We start from the raw sequence: 15,066 nt of genomic DNA, 5'->3' as shown, positions 1-15,066 counted from the left end.
GTAAAAATTAACTCCACCGATGCGTCTGCCCGTGGAAAAAATTGACGGCGTCGCGAGAGCGCCCGTATTGTCCAGGCAATCGGGAACCAGGAGCAGCCCATGAAGCGACTCGCGGCGATCGTGGCTCTGGCGTCGATCGTCACAGCCACCGCCTGCGGCACTACCGGTACGACGGACACCGCCCAACAGGGCGGCGGCGTTTACACCACGATCGACGGCAGCAAGCAGATCAACGCAAGCGCGCCGATCAACCCGTTCAACCCCGTCGGATCGGTCTTCTCGGGATACAACGGCATGGCGCTGGCGTGGCCCAAGAACGACCCCACCGATCCCAACCAGTTCTACCCGGCCATCGCCAGGAGCTGGAGCATGTCCCCGGACCGGTCGGAGGTCGTCATCCACCTGCAGCCGGACGCCAGGTGGTCCGACGGCAAGCCGGTGACCAGCGAGGACGTGCGCGTCTCGATCGGTCTCGCCTACACCCAGGGCGGCACGGCGTACGCGCTCGACCCGAAGGCGGCGGGCGCCGCCGCCGACATCCAGGTCGTCGACCCCAAGACGGTCCGGGTGACCCAGGGCGCCAACCGCAGCTCGACGTTCCTCGCCAACCTGCTGTCGACCGTGGTCGTGCCCGCGCACGTGTTCGGGAAGCTGCTGCCGGCCGACTTCTGGCAGACGCTCAAGGTCGCCCAGCACGGCCAGGGCGCGGCGGCCGAGAAGGCGAAGAACCAGATCACCGGCCTGGCGGAGAAGGTCATCGCCTTCGACCCCGGCCACGACGTGTCGGCCGGGCCGTTCGTGCTGGAGCGGGTGAACCCGGGTGCGGCGCTGCTCAAGCGCAACCCCTACTTCTACGCCCGGCAGAACATCGCGCCGGCCAAGGTGAAGATCCTGAACTACACCGGCAACGAGCAGATCTGGAACTACCTGATCGCCGGCCGGCTGGACAACGCCCCCTTCACCTCCGTGCCCACCGCCGTCATGGAGCGGATCCGCGACGCCGGGGGCAGCAAGGTGGTCAAGGGCTACTCGCCGGTGGCCGTGTCCCTCGCGTTCAACCAGTCGCACAAGCCGTACGACAACGTGCACGTGCGGCGGGCGATGGCCTACCTGATCGACCGCGCCCAGGTCACGAAGATCGCCTCGCCGGAGGGCGGCACTCCCGCCGCCACCACCTCGGGCATCCACGCCAAGGCGGCCCGTGCCTGGCTCGGCGACGCGTTCGACACCCTGGAGCGGTACCGCGTCGACCCCGCCAAGGCCGACGCCGAGCTGAAGGCGGCGGGCATGACCAAGCGGGGCGGCCGGTGGGCCATGCCGGACGGCAGCCCGTGGAAGGTCCGCATCCACGTGCCCGCGTCGTTCTCCGACTGGGTCGCCGCGGGCAAGTCGATCAGCAGCCAGCTCAGCGACCACGGCATCGACGCGAGCGTGGTCACCGCGGCCGACTACACGCTCTATCTTGGAGAGCTGGCCGAAGGCAAGTACGACCTCGGGTTCTGGCTGATCGGCCTCGGCCCCTCGCCGTACAACATCTTCCAGCGGCTGTTCGGGCAGGCGAACGGCTGGCAGATGTTCGGCGGCCGGCTGCGGCACGTCGCGCCGGGCACCGAGGGCAACTGGATGGGCGGGCCGGAGAAGGTCGACGCCGGCGCCGCCGGCACGGTCGACCCCGGCGACCTGACCAGCAGGCTGAACTTCGCCTCCCAGGACGAGCAGAAGCGCATCGTCGGCGTCCTGGCCAAGGTCGCCAACGAGCAGCTTCCGGTCGTCCAGCTGTGGGACTACGTGAACACCCAGTTCGTGAACACCTCCCGGTACACGGCGTTCCCGCCCGACGACGACGAGTCCCTGCGGCTGTCGTCCGGCGTGTGGATGCAGCTCGGGATGATCAGAAAAGCGGAGAAGGGGCAGGCATGACGCACGCGGTCCCGGGGCGTCCCCGGGTGGGCGCCATCGCCAGGAAGGTCGGCGGCCATCTGGTCCGCGGCCTGGCGATGATCTGGGTCGTCGCCACGATCAGCTTCGTCATCATCCGGGAGATCCCCGGCAACCCCGTGCTGGGGCAGTACGAGAGCCTGATCCAGAAGGGCATGTCGCCCGAGCAGGCCGAGCGGGCCACGGCCGTCCTGTACGGCTTCCTGCCCACCGGCAACCTGTGGGAGCAGTACGTCGGCTACATGGGCTCGCTGCTCCACCTCGACCTCGGGCGTTCGCTCAGCACGCCCGGCGTGGAGGTGACCACGCTCATCGGCCACGCGGCCCGGTGGACCGTGCTGCCGGTGCTCGCCGGCACGCTGCTGAGCTTCCTGCTCGGCGTCACCATGGGCGTCTACGCCGCGATCAAGCGGTCCGGCAAGCTCGGCGACATGCTCGCGCTGTCCGGCTCGCTGCTGCACGGCGTGCCCGTGTACGTCATCGGCCTGCTGCTCACCGCGATCTTCGCCACGCTGTGGCCGATCATGCCGTCGGGCGGGCCGGTGGACGTCGAGTTCGTCCCCGGGTTCAACGCCGGCTACATCGGCTCGCTGGTCCACCACGCCGTGCTGCCGGTCGTCACGTACACGCTGGCCAGCTACGGCGGATGGATCCTCGCGATGAAGTCCAACGTGGTCGCCGTGCTCGGCGACGACTTCATCCTCGCGGCCGAGCTGCGCGGCCTGCGGCGCGGCTTCGTGTTCCGGTATCTCGCGCGCAACGCGATCCTGCCGCTGTTCACGATCCTCGCCCTGTCGATCGGCATGCTGTTCGGCGGCTCGATCTTCATCGAGCAGATCTTCAACTACCCGGGCCTCGGCCTGCTGCTCGTCAACAGCATCAGCAGCCGCGACTACGCCCTGATGGGCGGCACCTTCCTGGTGATCACGGTGGGCATCGTCGTCGCCAACATCGCCGCCGACCTGCTGTACACGGTGATCGACCCGCGGGTCAGGAGCGGAGGCGCGGCATGACCGTCATCGTCAGCCCGGAAGGGGCGATGAGTCCCGAGGCCGGGCCACCCGGGACCACCCGGGCCACGCTGCGGCGCAACTTCTGGCGCGGGGTGTGGCGGGTGCTGCGGCGCAAGCCCAGCCGCATGGCGGGTGTGGTCATCGTCGCCCTGTTCGCGCTCATGGGCGTGGCCGGGCCGCTGCTCTACCCCGCCCAGCTGCCGCGCGACGACGACGCGCTGTACGCGCCGCCCAGCCTGGCCCACCCCTTCGGCACCGACTTCGAGGGCACCGACGTGCTCGCGCTGGTCGTCACCGGCGCGCGCTACGTGCTGCTGACCGGCCTGGCCACGGCCGTCATCACGGTCGCGCTCGGCACGCTCATCGGGCTGGTCGCGGGCTTCCATCGCGGCCGGTGGGACACGCTGCTCATGCGGCTGACCGACATGAACCTCGCGATCCCCGGCCTGCCGCTGCTGCTCGTGCTGTCCACGGTGTGGAAGTTCGAGAGCCCGCTGGAGATGGGCCTGGTGCTCGGAGTGCTCGGCTGGGGCGGCATCGCCCGCGCCGTGCGGTCGCAGACGCTGTCGCTGCGCGAGCGCGGCTTCATCGAGGCGGCCCGCGGCCTCGGCCTGCCGACGCGGCACATCATCGGCCGCGAACTGCTGCCGAGCATGGCGCCGTACATCGCGATGAACATGCTCATCGCCGTCACCGGCGCGGTGTACGCCCAGGTGGGCCTGTTCTTCCTCGGCGTGCTGCCGTTCGAGTCGAGCAACTGGGGCGTGATGCTGAACCTCGCGGTCTTCAACGGCGGGGCGCTCACCACCCCGGCCGCGCTCCCGTACCTGATGGCCCCGCTGATCGCGATCCTGCTGCTCACCCTGGGCATCGTGCTGATCGTGGACGCGATGGACGAGATCTTCAACCCCCGGTTGCGGGAGGAGTAGCCTCTATGACCGCTCACACGGCCGCACCTCACATGGCGGCACGTGACATGGAAGCACCGGGGGTCCGGATCCGAGACCTCACGGTCGTCTACAAGACGCCGTCGGGCGAACTGCCCGCCGTACGCGGCGTCGACATCGCCCTCGCCCCCGGCACGATCACCGGCGTCGTCGGCGAGTCGGGCTCGGGCAAGTCGACACTCGCGCTCTCCCTGCTCAACGCGGTGCAGCCGCCCGGCAGGATCGCGGCGGGCAGCGTCGAGATCGACGGCCTCGGCGACGTGCTGACGCTGCGGGGCGAGGACCTGCGCCGCGCCCGCGGCCGCCAGGTCGGGTACGTCTTCCAGGCCGCGCAGAACTCGCTGAACCCGCTCAAGACCATCGGCAAGCAGCTGCTCGACCTCGGCCGCTCCCACGACGTGGAGGACCTGCGGGCGCTGGTGCGGGACGCCAAGGACCTGCTCGCCCGCATGGGCATGGACGGCGCCCGGGTGCTCGACTCCTACCAGCACGAGCTGTCGGGCGGCATGCGCCAGCGGGTCGGCATCATGCTCGCGCTCGTCCTGAACGCCAAAGTCGTCGTTCTGGACGAGCCGACCACCGCCCTCGACATGATCACGCAGGCCACGATCCTGCGGATCATCCGCGAGGTCCACGAGGAGCGGGCGCTCACCACGCTGGTGATCACGCACGACGTGGGCGCCGTCGCCGAGGTCGCCGACAGCCTCGCCGTCATGTACGGCGGACGCGTGGTCGAGCACGGCCCGGTGACCGAGGTGCTCGGCGACGCCCGGCACCCGTACACGCAGGGACTGATCAGGGCGATCCCGCGCCTGACGGGCGACCTGTCGCTGGCCCGGGCGCTGCCCGGCCGCCCGCCGACGCTCGGGACGCTGCCCAAGCAGGGCTGCGTGTTCCGCGAGCGCTGCGAGCGGCGCATGGATGTGTGCGAGACCGACGAGCCGATGTCCGTCAACCGGGACGGCCGCACCGTCGCCTGCCACGCCACCGACCGCCACCTCACGCTGGTCAAGCGGAAGGAGTTCGTGTGATCACGGGAACCGGGATCACCAAGATCTTCAAGCAGCGCGGCGGGGTGCTCGGCGCCCGCGAGGTGCCCGCGCTGCGCGGCGTGGACTTCGCCATCGCCAAGGGCGGCGCCGCCTCGTTCATCGGCGAGTCGGGCAGCGGCAAGACCACCCTCGGCCGGATCATCGCCGGGCTGGAGACCCACGACGCCGGCGAGATCGTCATCGACGGCGTGCCGATGTCGTCGCTGAGCCACCGCGCGCGGCAGCCGTACTTCCGCCGGGTCCAGCTCATCCACCAGGACCCCTACTCGGCGCTGAACCCCACCCGGACGATCCACCAGACGCTGGAGGCGCCGCTGCGGCTGCGCGCCAAGCAGACGGGCCGCCCGAGGTCGTGGGTCGACGGGCGGGCCGAGGAACTGCTGGCGATGGTCGGCATCGACCCCGGCTACGTGCTCCCGCGCTACCCCCACCAGCTGTCGGGCGGCATGCGCCAGCGCGTGGTGATCGCCCGCGCGCTCACCATGGACCCCGAGGTCCTCGTGGCCGACGAGGCCGTCTCGATGATCGACGTGTCGCTGCGCCTCGGCATCCTCGCGCTGCTGAAGGACCTGCGCGAGCGGCTCGGCGTGGGCGTGCTGTTCATCACCCACGACATCGCCACCGCCCGCTACATCGGCGGCGACGGCGAGCTGTACGTGCTCTACCGCGGCCAGGTCGTCGAGCGGGGCGCCACCGAGAAGATCATCGCCGACCCGGTCCACCCGTACACGCAGTCGCTGCTGTCGGCGATCCCGGTGCTGCACGGCCTGGAACGGCCGGGCGCGGAGCGGGTCGTGCCGCGGGAGATGCAGCGGGAGGGGCTGCCCGACGGCGGGTGCCTGTTCGCGCGGCGCTGCCCGTTCAGCACCGAACGCTGCGAGAGCGAGATGCCCGTGCTGGGCCGCGACGGCGGGCCCGGAACGGAGATCGAGCAGGAGTACGCCTGCTTCCATCCCGAGCGGCGCGGCGTGATCCCGGTGGGGGTGGGCGAGTGACGCACATCGCCCCCGTCGCCGTCGACGACCGTGTCGCGGACGTCGCGGCCGCCGCTCTCTGGGCGGACGCCGCGGACGCCCCGCTGGTCGTCCGGCGGCTGGCCGCCCCGCCGCCGGAGCGCCGGTGGACCGTCCTGGCCACGCCGGGCCGCGAGGGAGTGGTATTCACCTCGATCGGCGCGGACGGCGCGGGCCACGTCGACCTGATCGCCGTGGACCCCGCCGCCCAGGGCCGGGGGATCGGGCGGGCGCTGGTCGGCGCGGCCGAGGAGTGGATGCGGGCGCACGGCGCCGCCGAGTCGAGGTTCGCCGGCAACCCGCCCTGCTACGCCTGGCCCGGCATCGACGTGCGCTACACCCCGGCGGCCTGCCTGGCCGAGCGCCTGGGGTACGAGCAGTATCGCGTCGCCTGGAACATGACGGCCGGCCTGCCGGCCCGCTACGACGAGGCCGAGCACGAGGCCGACCTGGTGAAGCTCGCCGCCGCCGGGGTCACGGTCGCGGCCGCCGCCGACCGCGCGAGGATCGCGGCGTTCGTGCGCGAGCAGTGGAACGACAAGTGGGCCTGGGAGGCCGAGCAGGCGACCGGCCTGCACTATGCCTTCCGCGACGGGGAGATCCTCGGCTTCGCCGCCTGGGGCGCCCGGCCGCTGTGGTTCGGCCCGATGGGCACGGCCGAGGCCGCCCGCGGGCTCGGCGTGGGCCGGGTGCTGCTGCGCCGCTGCCTCGCCGACCAGGCCGCAGCGGGGCAGACCTCCACGCAGATCGGCTGGGTCGGCCCGCTCCGCTTCTACTCCCGGGCGGTGGGCGCCCGCGCCGAGCGGGTCTTCTGGCTCTACCGCCGCGCGCTGGACTGATGTCAGCCGTACAGCAGTTCGCCTCGGGGCGGGCCCGGCGGGGGGCACAGCTCCCGGGGGTCGCGGCCCGCCTCCAGGTGCTCGCGCAGCGACGCCGAGCCCCACAGCAGGTCGAGGAACGGCTCGCAGCGGAACTCGCCCGGATAGAGGGTGCGCAGCGCGTGCAGGACGGACACGCCCGTGAGTACCGGCAGGAAGGCCCGCCGGTCGGTCACGTGCAGCTGCGCGCCGCGCACCACGACGCCCGCGTGCCTGCCGAACGTCGGGGTGAACCACGTGTCGCGGAAGCGCACGCCGGGCAGGCCGGCATCGTTCAGCGCCGCGGCGAACCGGCCGTCCGCGTACGGCGCGCCGACCAGCTCGAACGGCCGGGTCGTGCCACGGCCCTCGGCCGCGTTCACACCCTCCAGCAGCCCGGTGCCGGGATAGACCAGGGCGGTGTCGAGGGTCGGCATGTTGGCCGACGGCATCACCCAGGGCAGCCCGGTGCGGTCGAACTGCCACTCCCTGCGCCAGCCCTCCATCGGCACGACCTCCAGCTCGGCGCCGAGCGCGCGGTTGACGGTCGACGCGATCTCGCCGGGCGTGAGGCCGTGCCGTACGGGCAGGGCGGCGCGGCCGACGAAGCTCGCGAAGGCCGGGTCGAGCACCGGGCCCTCGGCCACCGCGCCGCCGATCGGGTTGGGCCGGTCGAGCACGGTGAACCGCAGCCCGAGCCGGGCCGCCGAGCCCATCAGGTCGTACATCGTCCAGATGTAGGTGTAGAAACGCGCGCCCACGTCGCACACGTCGAAGACGAGCGCCTCCACCCCGGACGACGCGACGAGCGCGTCCAGGTCGCCCCCCGACCGCTGGTAGGTGTCGAGCACGGGAAGACCGGTGACCGGGTCGACGGTGTCGGCCTCGCCGCCGCCCGCCTGGGCCGTGCCGCGCAGGCCGTGCTCGGGGCTGAACAGCGTGGTCACGGGCACCCCGGCGGCCAGCAGGGCCGGTGCGGCGGCGGTCAGATCGGGCAGGACTCCGGTGGGGTTGGTGACGAGCCCGACCCGTCCGCGTCCGGCTCCCGGCGCGCTCGCCAGCCGCTCCAGCCCCGTACGCACGCGATCCATCAAGCACTCCAAGCCGAGGAATCATGACGCAGTCCACGACGCATTCACTCGCCGCTCTCGCCACCGAACAGAGCGATCCCCGCTTCAGCGAAATCGACACGTTGCCGACGGAGGAGATCGCGCGGCTCATGAACGCCGCCGACGCCGCCGTCCCCGCCGCGGTGGGCCGGGCCGTTCCGGCGATCTCCGCGGCCGTCGACGCGATCGCCGCGCGGATGGCCGACGGGGGCAGGCTCCTCTACGTGGGCGCGGGCACCTCCGGGCGGCTCGCGGTGCTCGACGCCTCCGAGTGCCCGCCGACCTTCGGCACGCACCCCGACCTGGTCCAGGGCGTCATCGCGGGCGGCGAGGCCGCGCTGGTGCGGTCGGTCGAGGGCGCGGAGGACGACGCCGAGGCGGGCGCCGCCGTCATCCGGGGCAAGGCCGTCGGCCCTCGCGACTCCGTCGTGGGCATCTCCGCCAGCGGGCGCGCGCCGTACGTCGTCGCGGCGGTCGAGCAGGCCCGGCGGCTCGGCGCGCTGACCGTGGGCCTGGCCTGTAACACCGGCACCCCGCTCGCGCGGGCGGCCGACCACGCCGTCGAGGTCATCGTGGGACCCGAGGTGGTCACCGGCTCGACGCGGCTGAAGGCCGGCACGGCCCAGAAGCTGGTCCTCAACATGATCTCCACGATCACGATGATCAGGTCGGGCCGGACGTACGGGAACTTCATGGTCGACGTCGTGGCCAGCAACTCCAAGCTGGTCGACCGGGCGGCCCGTATCGTCTCCGACATCACCGGCACGCAGGTGCCACGGGCCCGGGAGGTCCTGGAGAACGCCGGGCGGGACGTGAAGACGGCCGTGGTGATGATCGAGCGCGGCGTGGGCGCCGACGACGCCCGGGCGCTGCTCGCGGCGCACGGCAACCGCCTCGGCCCGGCCCTGCACGGTGCCTGACGGGGTGTCCGCGCTCGAAGACGTCCTGCGGGCCGCGGTGCCCGAGGTCGCCTCGGCGGCGGTCGCCGTGATCGCTCTGGACGGGCGCACGGTCGCCGGGGCCGCCGTGGGGGAGGCCGTGCGGTATGCCGATCCGTCCGGGGGCCTGCTGGCGGAGCGGCCGCCCGTGGCGGTGGACGCGCTCTTCGACATCGCCTCCCTGACCAAGATGTTCACCGCCGCGGTGCTGGTCTCGCTGGCCCAGGAGGGCGCGCTCGACCTCGACGAGCCGGTGGCCGCACGGCTGCCCCGGTTCTACGGGCACCGGCCCGGGATCACCGTCCGGCACCTGCTGACGCATTCGGCGGGTCTGCCCGCGAGCCGCCGGGTGGAGAAGGAGCCGGAGGAGACCCGCTGGGACCTCGTCCTGTCCACCCCGGTTCAGGGGCCGCCGGGCACGCACCTGTACTCGGACGTCGGCATGATCACGGCCGGGCGGGTGGCGGAGGCCGCCGGCGGGGCGCCGCTGGACGTGCTCGTGCGCGAGCGGGTCACCGGACCGCTCGGGCTCGGCGCCACGACGTACGGGCCGGTCGACCCGGGGCGCGCCGTGGCCACGGAGTTCAAGCGCGGCACGTGCGTCAGGGGCGAGGTGCACGACGAGACCGCACACGCGCTGGGCGGCGTGGCCGGGCACGCGGGGCTGTTCTCCACCGCCGCCGACCTCGTGCGCTTCGGCGAGGCGCTGCGCACCGGCGGCGGCCCGATCCTTTCTCCCGAGTGGACCGCCGAGACGCTGCGCGACCAGGGGGTCGCGGGCGCCGTGTTCCGCCAGGGGCTCGGCGTGCGGATCGACGATCCCGCCATCGTCGGGCCGCTCACGGGCGCGTTCGGCCACTCGGGCTTCACCGGCACGTCGCTGGTCGTCGACCCCGCCCACCGGCTGACCGTCGTGCTGCTCACCAACAACGTGCATCCCCTCCGGGGGCGGCCCGGCATCCGCGACCTGCGGCACGCCGTCGCGGCGGAGGCGCTGCGCCTGGCGGGCTGATGTTTGCCCCTCCTCGTCCGGGTCAGTAGGGAGACGGTGCAGCAGGCAGACCGATCCGTCCCCCCAAGGAGAGGAGCCGTGATGACGACCGCGCATCAGGCGGGCCGGCGGCTGGAAGGCACGGCCCGGAGAGCGGCCGACCATCCTGTCCTGGAGAAGCTCGCCAAGGTAGGGTTCGCCGCCCGGGGCGTCCTGTACGCGATCATCGGCCTGGTCGCCCTCCAGATCGCCTTCGGCGGGGGAGGGGAGGCCGACAAGAGCAGCGCGCTTCATATCGTCCGCGACGCGCCCCTGGGCGACACGCTGCTGTGGATCATGGCCGTCGGCCTGGCCGCCCTCGCGATCTGGCAGATCTCCGAGGCCGTCTGGGGCCGTCCCAAGGTCAAGGAGCGCGTGGAGGCCGTTTCCAGGGCCGTCGTCTACGCGGCGCTCGTGTTCTCGATGGTGGCGCTGCTCACGCGGAACAAGGCCGCCTCCTCGTCCGACAGCCAGTCGCAGGACGTCACCAAGGCGCTGTTCGAGCTGCCGGGCGGACAGTTCCTGGTCGGCCTGATGGCGCTCGGCGTGATCGCCCTCGGGGTCTACTGGATCTACGAAGGCTGGACCGAGAAGTTCATGAAGGACATGCACGTGACCGGGCCTCGTGCCCGCGGCGTCGTGACCAAGCTCGGCAAGGCCGGCTACATCGCCCGCGGCGTGATCGCGCTGGCCGCCGGCGTCCTGATCGGCCGGGCCGCCCTCACGTACGACCCCGACAAGGCGGCCGGCATCGACGGCGCGCTCAAGGCGCTCGCCGACACCCCGGCCGGTCCGTGGCTGCTCGTCGTGGTCGCGATCGGCCTGGTGCTGTTCGCCGCCTACTGCTTCGCGGAGGCCCGCTGGCACCGCGTGTGAGGGTCTCCGCCGGGGCGGCGTCTCAGGTGGACCTGCTCCACCTGTGATGTCCGCCACGGTCCGCTCCGGATGAGACCTGGCCTCACCTGGGCGGACTCCCTCGGATCTCGGTCTTCTCCCACACGGTCACTGTCCGATCGGTCAGATCCTGTCCGATCGGTCAGCTAGGGTGTCTCCCATGGCGCGTTCCGTAACCACCCTGCGCGCGGACATCCTCGACTCGGCGGTGCGGCTGTTCGCCGCCCACGGCTTCCGCGGCACCTCTCTCCAGGAGATCGCCACGGACGCCGGCTGCTCCAAGGCGTCCTTGCTCTACCACTTCACGAACAAGGACGCGATCTTGACCGAGCTGCTGGCGCCCGTCGGGTCCCAGGTCGCCGAACTCGAGGCACGGCTCGCCGGGCTGGACGGTGAGGCGGCCGCCCGTGCCGCCGTCGCCGCGCTCGTCGACCTGTCCCTGCGCTTCCGGCTGCAGGTGAAGATCCTCCTGCAGGACGTCGACGCGCTGATCAACCGGCCGGAACTGCCGGACGTGGACGGCTTCATCGAACGGCTGACGGACGCCCTGTCCGGCCGTTCGGCCGCCCCCGAGGCCCGGGTCTGGGCCTGGATGGCGATGCTGGGGATCATCCTGACCAGCGCCGGCGAGCTCGCGGTTCCGGAGGAGACGCTGCGCGCGGAACTGACCCGCGGGGCGTTGCGGACGCTCGGTCTGCAGGCCGACTGACCTTCAGAAGAAAGAGATCTGTTTTGGCAACCCTGCTGTACCGGCTGGGCCGGTTCTCCTTCCGCAGGCGCGGGCGCGTGGCCGCCGTGTGGCTGCTGCTGCTCGTGGTCCTGGGCCTGGCCGCGGCAGCCTTCCACGGCCCGACCGGCGACAAGTTCGCCATGCCCGGCACCGAGTCGCAGCGGGCGCTGGACGCCCTGGCCAAGGAGTTCCCGCAGGCCAGCGGGGCCACCGGCACCATCGTCGTGGCCGCCCCGCAGGGCCGCAAGCTCGACCCCGCCGCGGTCGCGCCGCTGGTCGAGGAGGCCGCCGCCGTCCCTGGCGTCGTCGCCGCCCTCGACCCGTTCAAGTCCGGCGCCGTCTCCGCCGACGGCCGCCACGCCCTGATCCAGGTGCAGTTCGACCGCGAGGCCCAGGACGTGACCGAGGCGCAGCGCGCGGCGTACCTGAAGGCCGGCTCCTCCGCGCAGGGGCTGCGGGTCGAGCACGGCGGCGAGATCCTGAACGGCGCGCCGGAGGTCGGCGGGTCGGAAGGGATCGGCGTCGTGATCGCCGCGGTGGTCCTCATCGTCACCTTCGGCTCGCTGGTGGCCGCCGGCATGACTCTGCTGAACGCGCTGATCGGCGTGGGGGCCGGCATGGGCGGCCTGTTCGCGCTCAGCGGCGTCGTCGAGCTGACCTCCGTCACGCCGGTGCTGGCGCTGATGCTGGGCCTGGCCGTCGGCATCGACTACTCGCTGTTCATCACCTCCCGCTACCGCCAGTTCCTGGCCGAGGGCGTGACGCCGGAGGAGGCCGCGGGCCGGGCGGTCGGCACCGCCGGATCGGCGGTCGTGTTCGCGGGGGCCACCGTGGTCATCGCGCTCGCCGGCCTGTCGGTGGTCGGCATCCCGTTCCTGAGCGTGATGGGCCTGGCCGCCGCCGGCACCGTGGCCGTCGCCGTCCTGGTCGCCCTCACGCTGCTGCCCGCCTTCCTGTCGTACGCCGGTGCCCGCGTGCTGCCCCGCAAGCAGCGCACCGGTCAGAGCACGGGCGCGGGTGCGGAGGGCTTCGGCTACAGGTGGGGACGGGTCGTCACCCGGCTGCGCGTGCCGATCCTGCTGGCCGGCGTGATCGGCCTCGGCGCGCTCACGCTGCCGGCCCAGGACCTGCGCCTGGCCCTGCCCGACGCCGGCACCGCCGCCCCCGGCACCCCCGCCCGCGAGGCCTACGACCTGACCAGCGAGGGCTTCGGCGAGGGCTTCAACGCCCGCCTGATCGCCGTGGTCTCCGCCGCGGACCCGGCGGCCACGACCGCCGCCGCCGGCGAGGCCGCCAAGATGATCCAGCAGACCCCCGGCGTGCTGGCCGTGGCCCCGCCGCAGCCCAACGCCGCGGGCACCACCGCGCTGCTGACCATCATCCCCAAGGCCGGGCCCACCGCCGCGGCCACCGAGGACGCCGTCCACGCCATCCGCGCCAAGGTGGCCTCGATCGAAGGCGCCGAGATCGCCGTCACCGGGGCGACGGCCGTGGGCATCGACGTCTCCGACAAGCTCGCCGACGCCATGCCGGTGTACCTGCTGCTCGTGGTCGGCCTGTCGGTGCTGCTGCTCATGCTCGTCTTCCGTTCGATCCTGGTCCCCGTCAAGGCGGCGCTGGGCTTCCTGCTCACCGTCGGCTCGACCTTCGGCATCACGGTGGCGATCTTCCAGGAGGGTCACCTGGCCGGGCTGCTGGGCGTGGACGTGCCGGGCCCGCTGGTCAGCTTCCTGCCGATCCTGCTCATCGGCATCCTGTTCGGCCTGGCCATGGACTACGAGGTGTTCCTGGTCTCGCGCATGCGCGAGGACTACGTGCACGGCGACACTCCCCGCCAGGCCACGATCAACGGCATGGGGCACAACGCGCGGGTCGTCACCGCCGCGGCGCTGATCATGACGGCCGTGTTCGGCGGGTTCGTGTTCATGGACGACCCGATCATCAAGTCGATGGGCTTCGCGCTGGCCATCGGTGTGCTCATCGACGCCTTCGTCGTCCGCATGACCCTCGTCCCCGCCGTGATGTCCATGCTCGGCCGCGCCGCCTGGTGGCTGCCCCGCGCTCTGGACCGGGCGCTGCCCGACCTCGACGTCGAGGGCGAACGCCTGCGCCACCACCTGACCACCGGCGCCGCCGCATCCCCGGAGCGGGCCGGCGTGATGTGACCCGGGGCCGGAGGTCCCGTCCCGGCGGGACCTTCGGCGCTCGCACGCCGCGGTGGGTAAGCGGTCTGATGGAGGGACGGGAGAAGGAGGGCTTCATGATCGTGGTGGGTGTCGACGGTTCGCCCGCTGGCGTCGCGGCGGCGGCTTGGGCGGCCCGGGAGGCCGGTCTGCGCGGCGTCCCCCTGCGGATCGCCAACGCCATCCCCGCCTGGGCGTGCTCGACCGCCCCGCAGGGCCGGTACACGAGAGTCGCCGCGTGGATGCGCGACGGCGCCGCCGACGTGCTCGCCGCCGCCACCGGGCGGGCTCAGGCGGAGGCGCCCGGGGTGGAGGTCGACACCGCGATCCTGGCCGGCGACCCGCGCCCGGCGCTCGTCGAGGCGGCCGCGGACGCCGATCTCCTGGTGCTCGGCAACCACGGGCTCGGCGGCTTCCGCGGCCTGCTGCTCGGCTCGGTCGCGTACGGCGTGGCGGGTCGCGCCCCGTGCGACGTGGTCGTCGTGCGGGAGGTGCCCTCGGCGCCGCGCCCGGAGATCGTGGTGGGCGTCGACGGATCGCCCGCCTGCGCGAAGGTGCTCGACTTCGCCTTCGCCGAGGCGGCGCTGCGCGGGGTGGGCCTGCGGGTGGTGCACGCCTACAGGCCGCTGGAGGCGGGCGGCGGCTTCGCGCCGGTGCCGGACGACTTCGACGACGAGAAGGTCGAGGTGCGGATGGTCAGGGAGGCTCTCGCCGGGCGCCGCGAGCACTACCCCGACGTCAAGGTCGTCGAGGAGGTCGTCCGGGGTCATCCCGTGGAGGTGCTGCGGCACGCGTCGGTGGGCGCCGACCTGCTCGTCATCGGCTCCCGGGGCCACGGCCAGTTCACCGGCCTGGTCCTCGGTTCGGTCTGCCAGGCCATGCTGCACTACGCGAGGTGCCCCATGGTCGTCGTCCGCGCGCCGGCTGAACAGCTGGCTGGCTGAACACGCGAAACGCCCCCGGCGGCCCGGATGATCCGGGCCGCCGGGGGCGTCGTCGGCGTCCTACGCGCTCTTGCGCCGCTGCTCGCGCAGAATGGCGAGCCGCTCGTTCAGCACCTCTTCGAGGTCCTCGATCGAGCGGCGCTCCAGCAGCATGTCCCAGTGGGTCCGCGGGGGCTTCGCCTTCTTCTGCTGGGGCTGCTCCGCGTCCACCCGCAGCGCCGGGCTGCCGCAGTGACGGCACTCCCACGTCGTGGGGATCTCGGCCTCGACGGCGAGCGGGACGGTGGTGAGATGGCCCTTCGGGCACGTGTAGGACACCTCCTGGCGCGGGGCCAGGTCGGTGTTGCGGTCGTTCTCGTAGCTGGTCGCGCCGAGCCGGGTACCGCGAAGTGCACGCTCGCCCATGTCTTTAAGCCTC

General features: G+C 72.5%; 14 protein-coding genes. 12 read left to right on the top strand and 2 right to left on the bottom strand.

Annotated elements, in window-relative coordinates; genetic code table 11:
• Positions 1 to 99 precede the first annotated feature (99 nt).
• The 6 genes from HHX30_RS36730 to HHX30_RS36705 are packed head-to-tail and all read left to right on the top strand — an operon-like array spanning position 100 to position 6,802.
• Positions 100 to 1,920 carry an ABC transporter substrate-binding protein gene (locus HHX30_RS36730; RefSeq protein ID WP_169988357.1) on the top strand — a complete coding sequence of 607 codons (1,821 nt, stop codon included), beginning with the start codon at positions 100 to 102 and terminating at the stop codon, positions 1,918 to 1,920.
• Positions 1,917 to 2,951, top strand: coding sequence for an ABC transporter permease (locus tag HHX30_RS36725; protein WP_169988355.1), 1,035 nt, complete (start codon positions 1,917 to 1,919; stop codon positions 2,949 to 2,951). Before HHX30_RS36730 ends, HHX30_RS36725 begins: the two co-directional genes overlap by 4 nt.
• Entirely contained in the window at positions 2,948 to 3,880 is a 933-nt protein-coding gene (locus HHX30_RS36720; RefSeq protein ID WP_249350840.1) for an ABC transporter permease, read from the top strand. The genes HHX30_RS36725 and HHX30_RS36720 overlap by 4 nt, the downstream gene beginning before the upstream one ends.
• A gap of 5 nt (positions 3,881 to 3,885) precedes the next feature.
• The gene (locus HHX30_RS36715) at positions 3,886 to 4,929 is read left to right on the top strand and encodes an ABC transporter ATP-binding protein (RefSeq protein ID WP_249350839.1); all 1,044 of its coding nucleotides are present in this window, start codon (positions 3,886 to 3,888) and stop codon (positions 4,927 to 4,929) included.
• Positions 4,926 to 5,945 (top strand): ABC transporter ATP-binding protein, encoded by a 1,020-nt coding sequence (locus HHX30_RS36710; RefSeq protein ID WP_169988353.1) that lies wholly within the window; start codon positions 4,926 to 4,928, stop codon positions 5,943 to 5,945. The genes HHX30_RS36715 and HHX30_RS36710 overlap by 4 nt, the downstream gene beginning before the upstream one ends.
• Positions 5,942 to 6,802 carry a GNAT family N-acetyltransferase gene (locus HHX30_RS36705; RefSeq protein WP_169988351.1) on the top strand — a complete coding sequence of 287 codons (861 nt, stop codon included), beginning with the start codon at positions 5,942 to 5,944 and terminating at the stop codon, positions 6,800 to 6,802. The genes HHX30_RS36710 and HHX30_RS36705 overlap by 4 nt, the downstream gene beginning before the upstream one ends.
• A gap of 2 nt (positions 6,803 to 6,804) precedes the next feature.
• Here HHX30_RS36705 and HHX30_RS36700 read toward each other — a convergent pair whose 3' ends face one another.
• Positions 6,805 to 7,911 (bottom strand): exo-beta-N-acetylmuramidase NamZ domain-containing protein, encoded by a 1,107-nt coding sequence (locus HHX30_RS36700; RefSeq protein ID WP_169988349.1) that lies wholly within the window; start codon positions 7,909 to 7,911, stop codon positions 6,805 to 6,807.
• Between the two features lie 23 nt (positions 7,912 to 7,934).
• Here HHX30_RS36700 and murQ point away from each other — a divergent pair, with 23 nt between their 5' ends.
• The 6 genes from murQ (at position 7,935) to HHX30_RS36670 (ending at position 14,648) form a co-directional block, all read left to right on the top strand.
• Positions 7,935 to 8,849, top strand: coding sequence for an N-acetylmuramic acid 6-phosphate etherase (gene murQ / locus HHX30_RS36695; protein ID WP_169988347.1), 915 nt, complete (start codon positions 7,935 to 7,937; stop codon positions 8,847 to 8,849).
• Between the two features lie 4 nt (positions 8,850 to 8,853).
• Positions 8,854 to 9,879, top strand: a complete 1,026-nt coding sequence (locus HHX30_RS36690; RefSeq protein ID WP_169988345.1) for a serine hydrolase — start codon at positions 8,854 to 8,856, stop codon at positions 9,877 to 9,879.
• 81 nt (positions 9,880 to 9,960) lie between these two features.
• Positions 9,961 to 10,773, top strand: coding sequence for a DUF1206 domain-containing protein (locus HHX30_RS36685; RefSeq protein ID WP_169988343.1), 813 nt, complete (start codon positions 9,961 to 9,963; stop codon positions 10,771 to 10,773).
• A 178-nt stretch (positions 10,774 to 10,951) separates the two neighbouring features.
• Complete coding sequence (locus HHX30_RS36680; protein WP_169988341.1) at positions 10,952 to 11,500, top strand: TetR/AcrR family transcriptional regulator; 549 nt, start codon at positions 10,952 to 10,954, stop codon at positions 11,498 to 11,500.
• 23 nt (positions 11,501 to 11,523) lie between these two features.
• Positions 11,524 to 13,686 carry an MMPL family transporter gene (locus HHX30_RS36675; protein WP_169988339.1) on the top strand — a complete coding sequence of 721 codons (2,163 nt, stop codon included), beginning with the start codon at positions 11,524 to 11,526 and terminating at the stop codon, positions 13,684 to 13,686.
• Positions 13,687 to 13,781: 95 nt separating this feature from the next.
• Positions 13,782 to 14,648 (top strand): universal stress protein, encoded by an 867-nt coding sequence (locus HHX30_RS36670; RefSeq protein ID WP_169988337.1) that lies wholly within the window; start codon positions 13,782 to 13,784, stop codon positions 14,646 to 14,648.
• A 60-nt stretch (positions 14,649 to 14,708) separates the two neighbouring features.
• Here the strand turns inward: HHX30_RS36670 and HHX30_RS36665 are convergent, their stop codons facing one another.
• Complete coding sequence (locus tag HHX30_RS36665) at positions 14,709 to 15,053, bottom strand: RNA polymerase-binding protein RbpA (protein WP_030509898.1); 345 nt, start codon at positions 15,051 to 15,053, stop codon at positions 14,709 to 14,711.
• Between the last annotated feature and the right edge of the window lie 13 nt (positions 15,054 to 15,066).

Origin of the sequence: Microbispora sp. H10836, from assembly GCF_012999525.1 — a bacterium.
Classification (GTDB): domain Bacteria; phylum Actinomycetota; class Actinomycetes; order Streptosporangiales; family Streptosporangiaceae; genus Microbispora.
The sequence above is the reverse complement of the archived record's forward strand: the minus strand, read 5'-3'. Positions and strand labels throughout refer to the sequence as shown.

Coding starts and splice junctions, on each gene's coding strand:
- HHX30_RS36720 (WP_249350840.1), top strand. CDS start 2,948: ATGACCGTCATCGTCAGCCCGGAAGGGGCGATGAGTCCCGAGGCCGGG.
- murQ (WP_169988347.1), top strand. CDS start 7,935: ATGACGCAGTCCACGACGCATTCACTCGCCGCTCTCGCCACCGAACAG.
- HHX30_RS36670 (WP_169988337.1), top strand. CDS start 13,782: ATGATCGTGGTGGGTGTCGACGGTTCGCCCGCTGGCGTCGCGGCGGCG.
- HHX30_RS36685 (WP_169988343.1), top strand. CDS start 9,961: ATGACGACCGCGCATCAGGCGGGCCGGCGGCTGGAAGGCACGGCCCGG.
- HHX30_RS36715 (WP_249350839.1), top strand. CDS start 3,886: ATGACCGCTCACACGGCCGCACCTCACATGGCGGCACGTGACATGGAA.
- HHX30_RS36665 (WP_030509898.1), bottom strand. CDS start 15,053: ATGGGCGAGCGTGCACTTCGCGGTACCCGGCTCGGCGCGACCAGCTAC.
- HHX30_RS36730 (WP_169988357.1), top strand. CDS start 100: ATGAAGCGACTCGCGGCGATCGTGGCTCTGGCGTCGATCGTCACAGCC.
- HHX30_RS36725 (WP_169988355.1), top strand. CDS start 1,917: ATGACGCACGCGGTCCCGGGGCGTCCCCGGGTGGGCGCCATCGCCAGG.
- HHX30_RS36700 (WP_169988349.1), bottom strand. CDS start 7,911: ATGGATCGCGTGCGTACGGGGCTGGAGCGGCTGGCGAGCGCGCCGGGA.
- HHX30_RS36680 (WP_169988341.1), top strand. CDS start 10,952: ATGGCGCGTTCCGTAACCACCCTGCGCGCGGACATCCTCGACTCGGCG.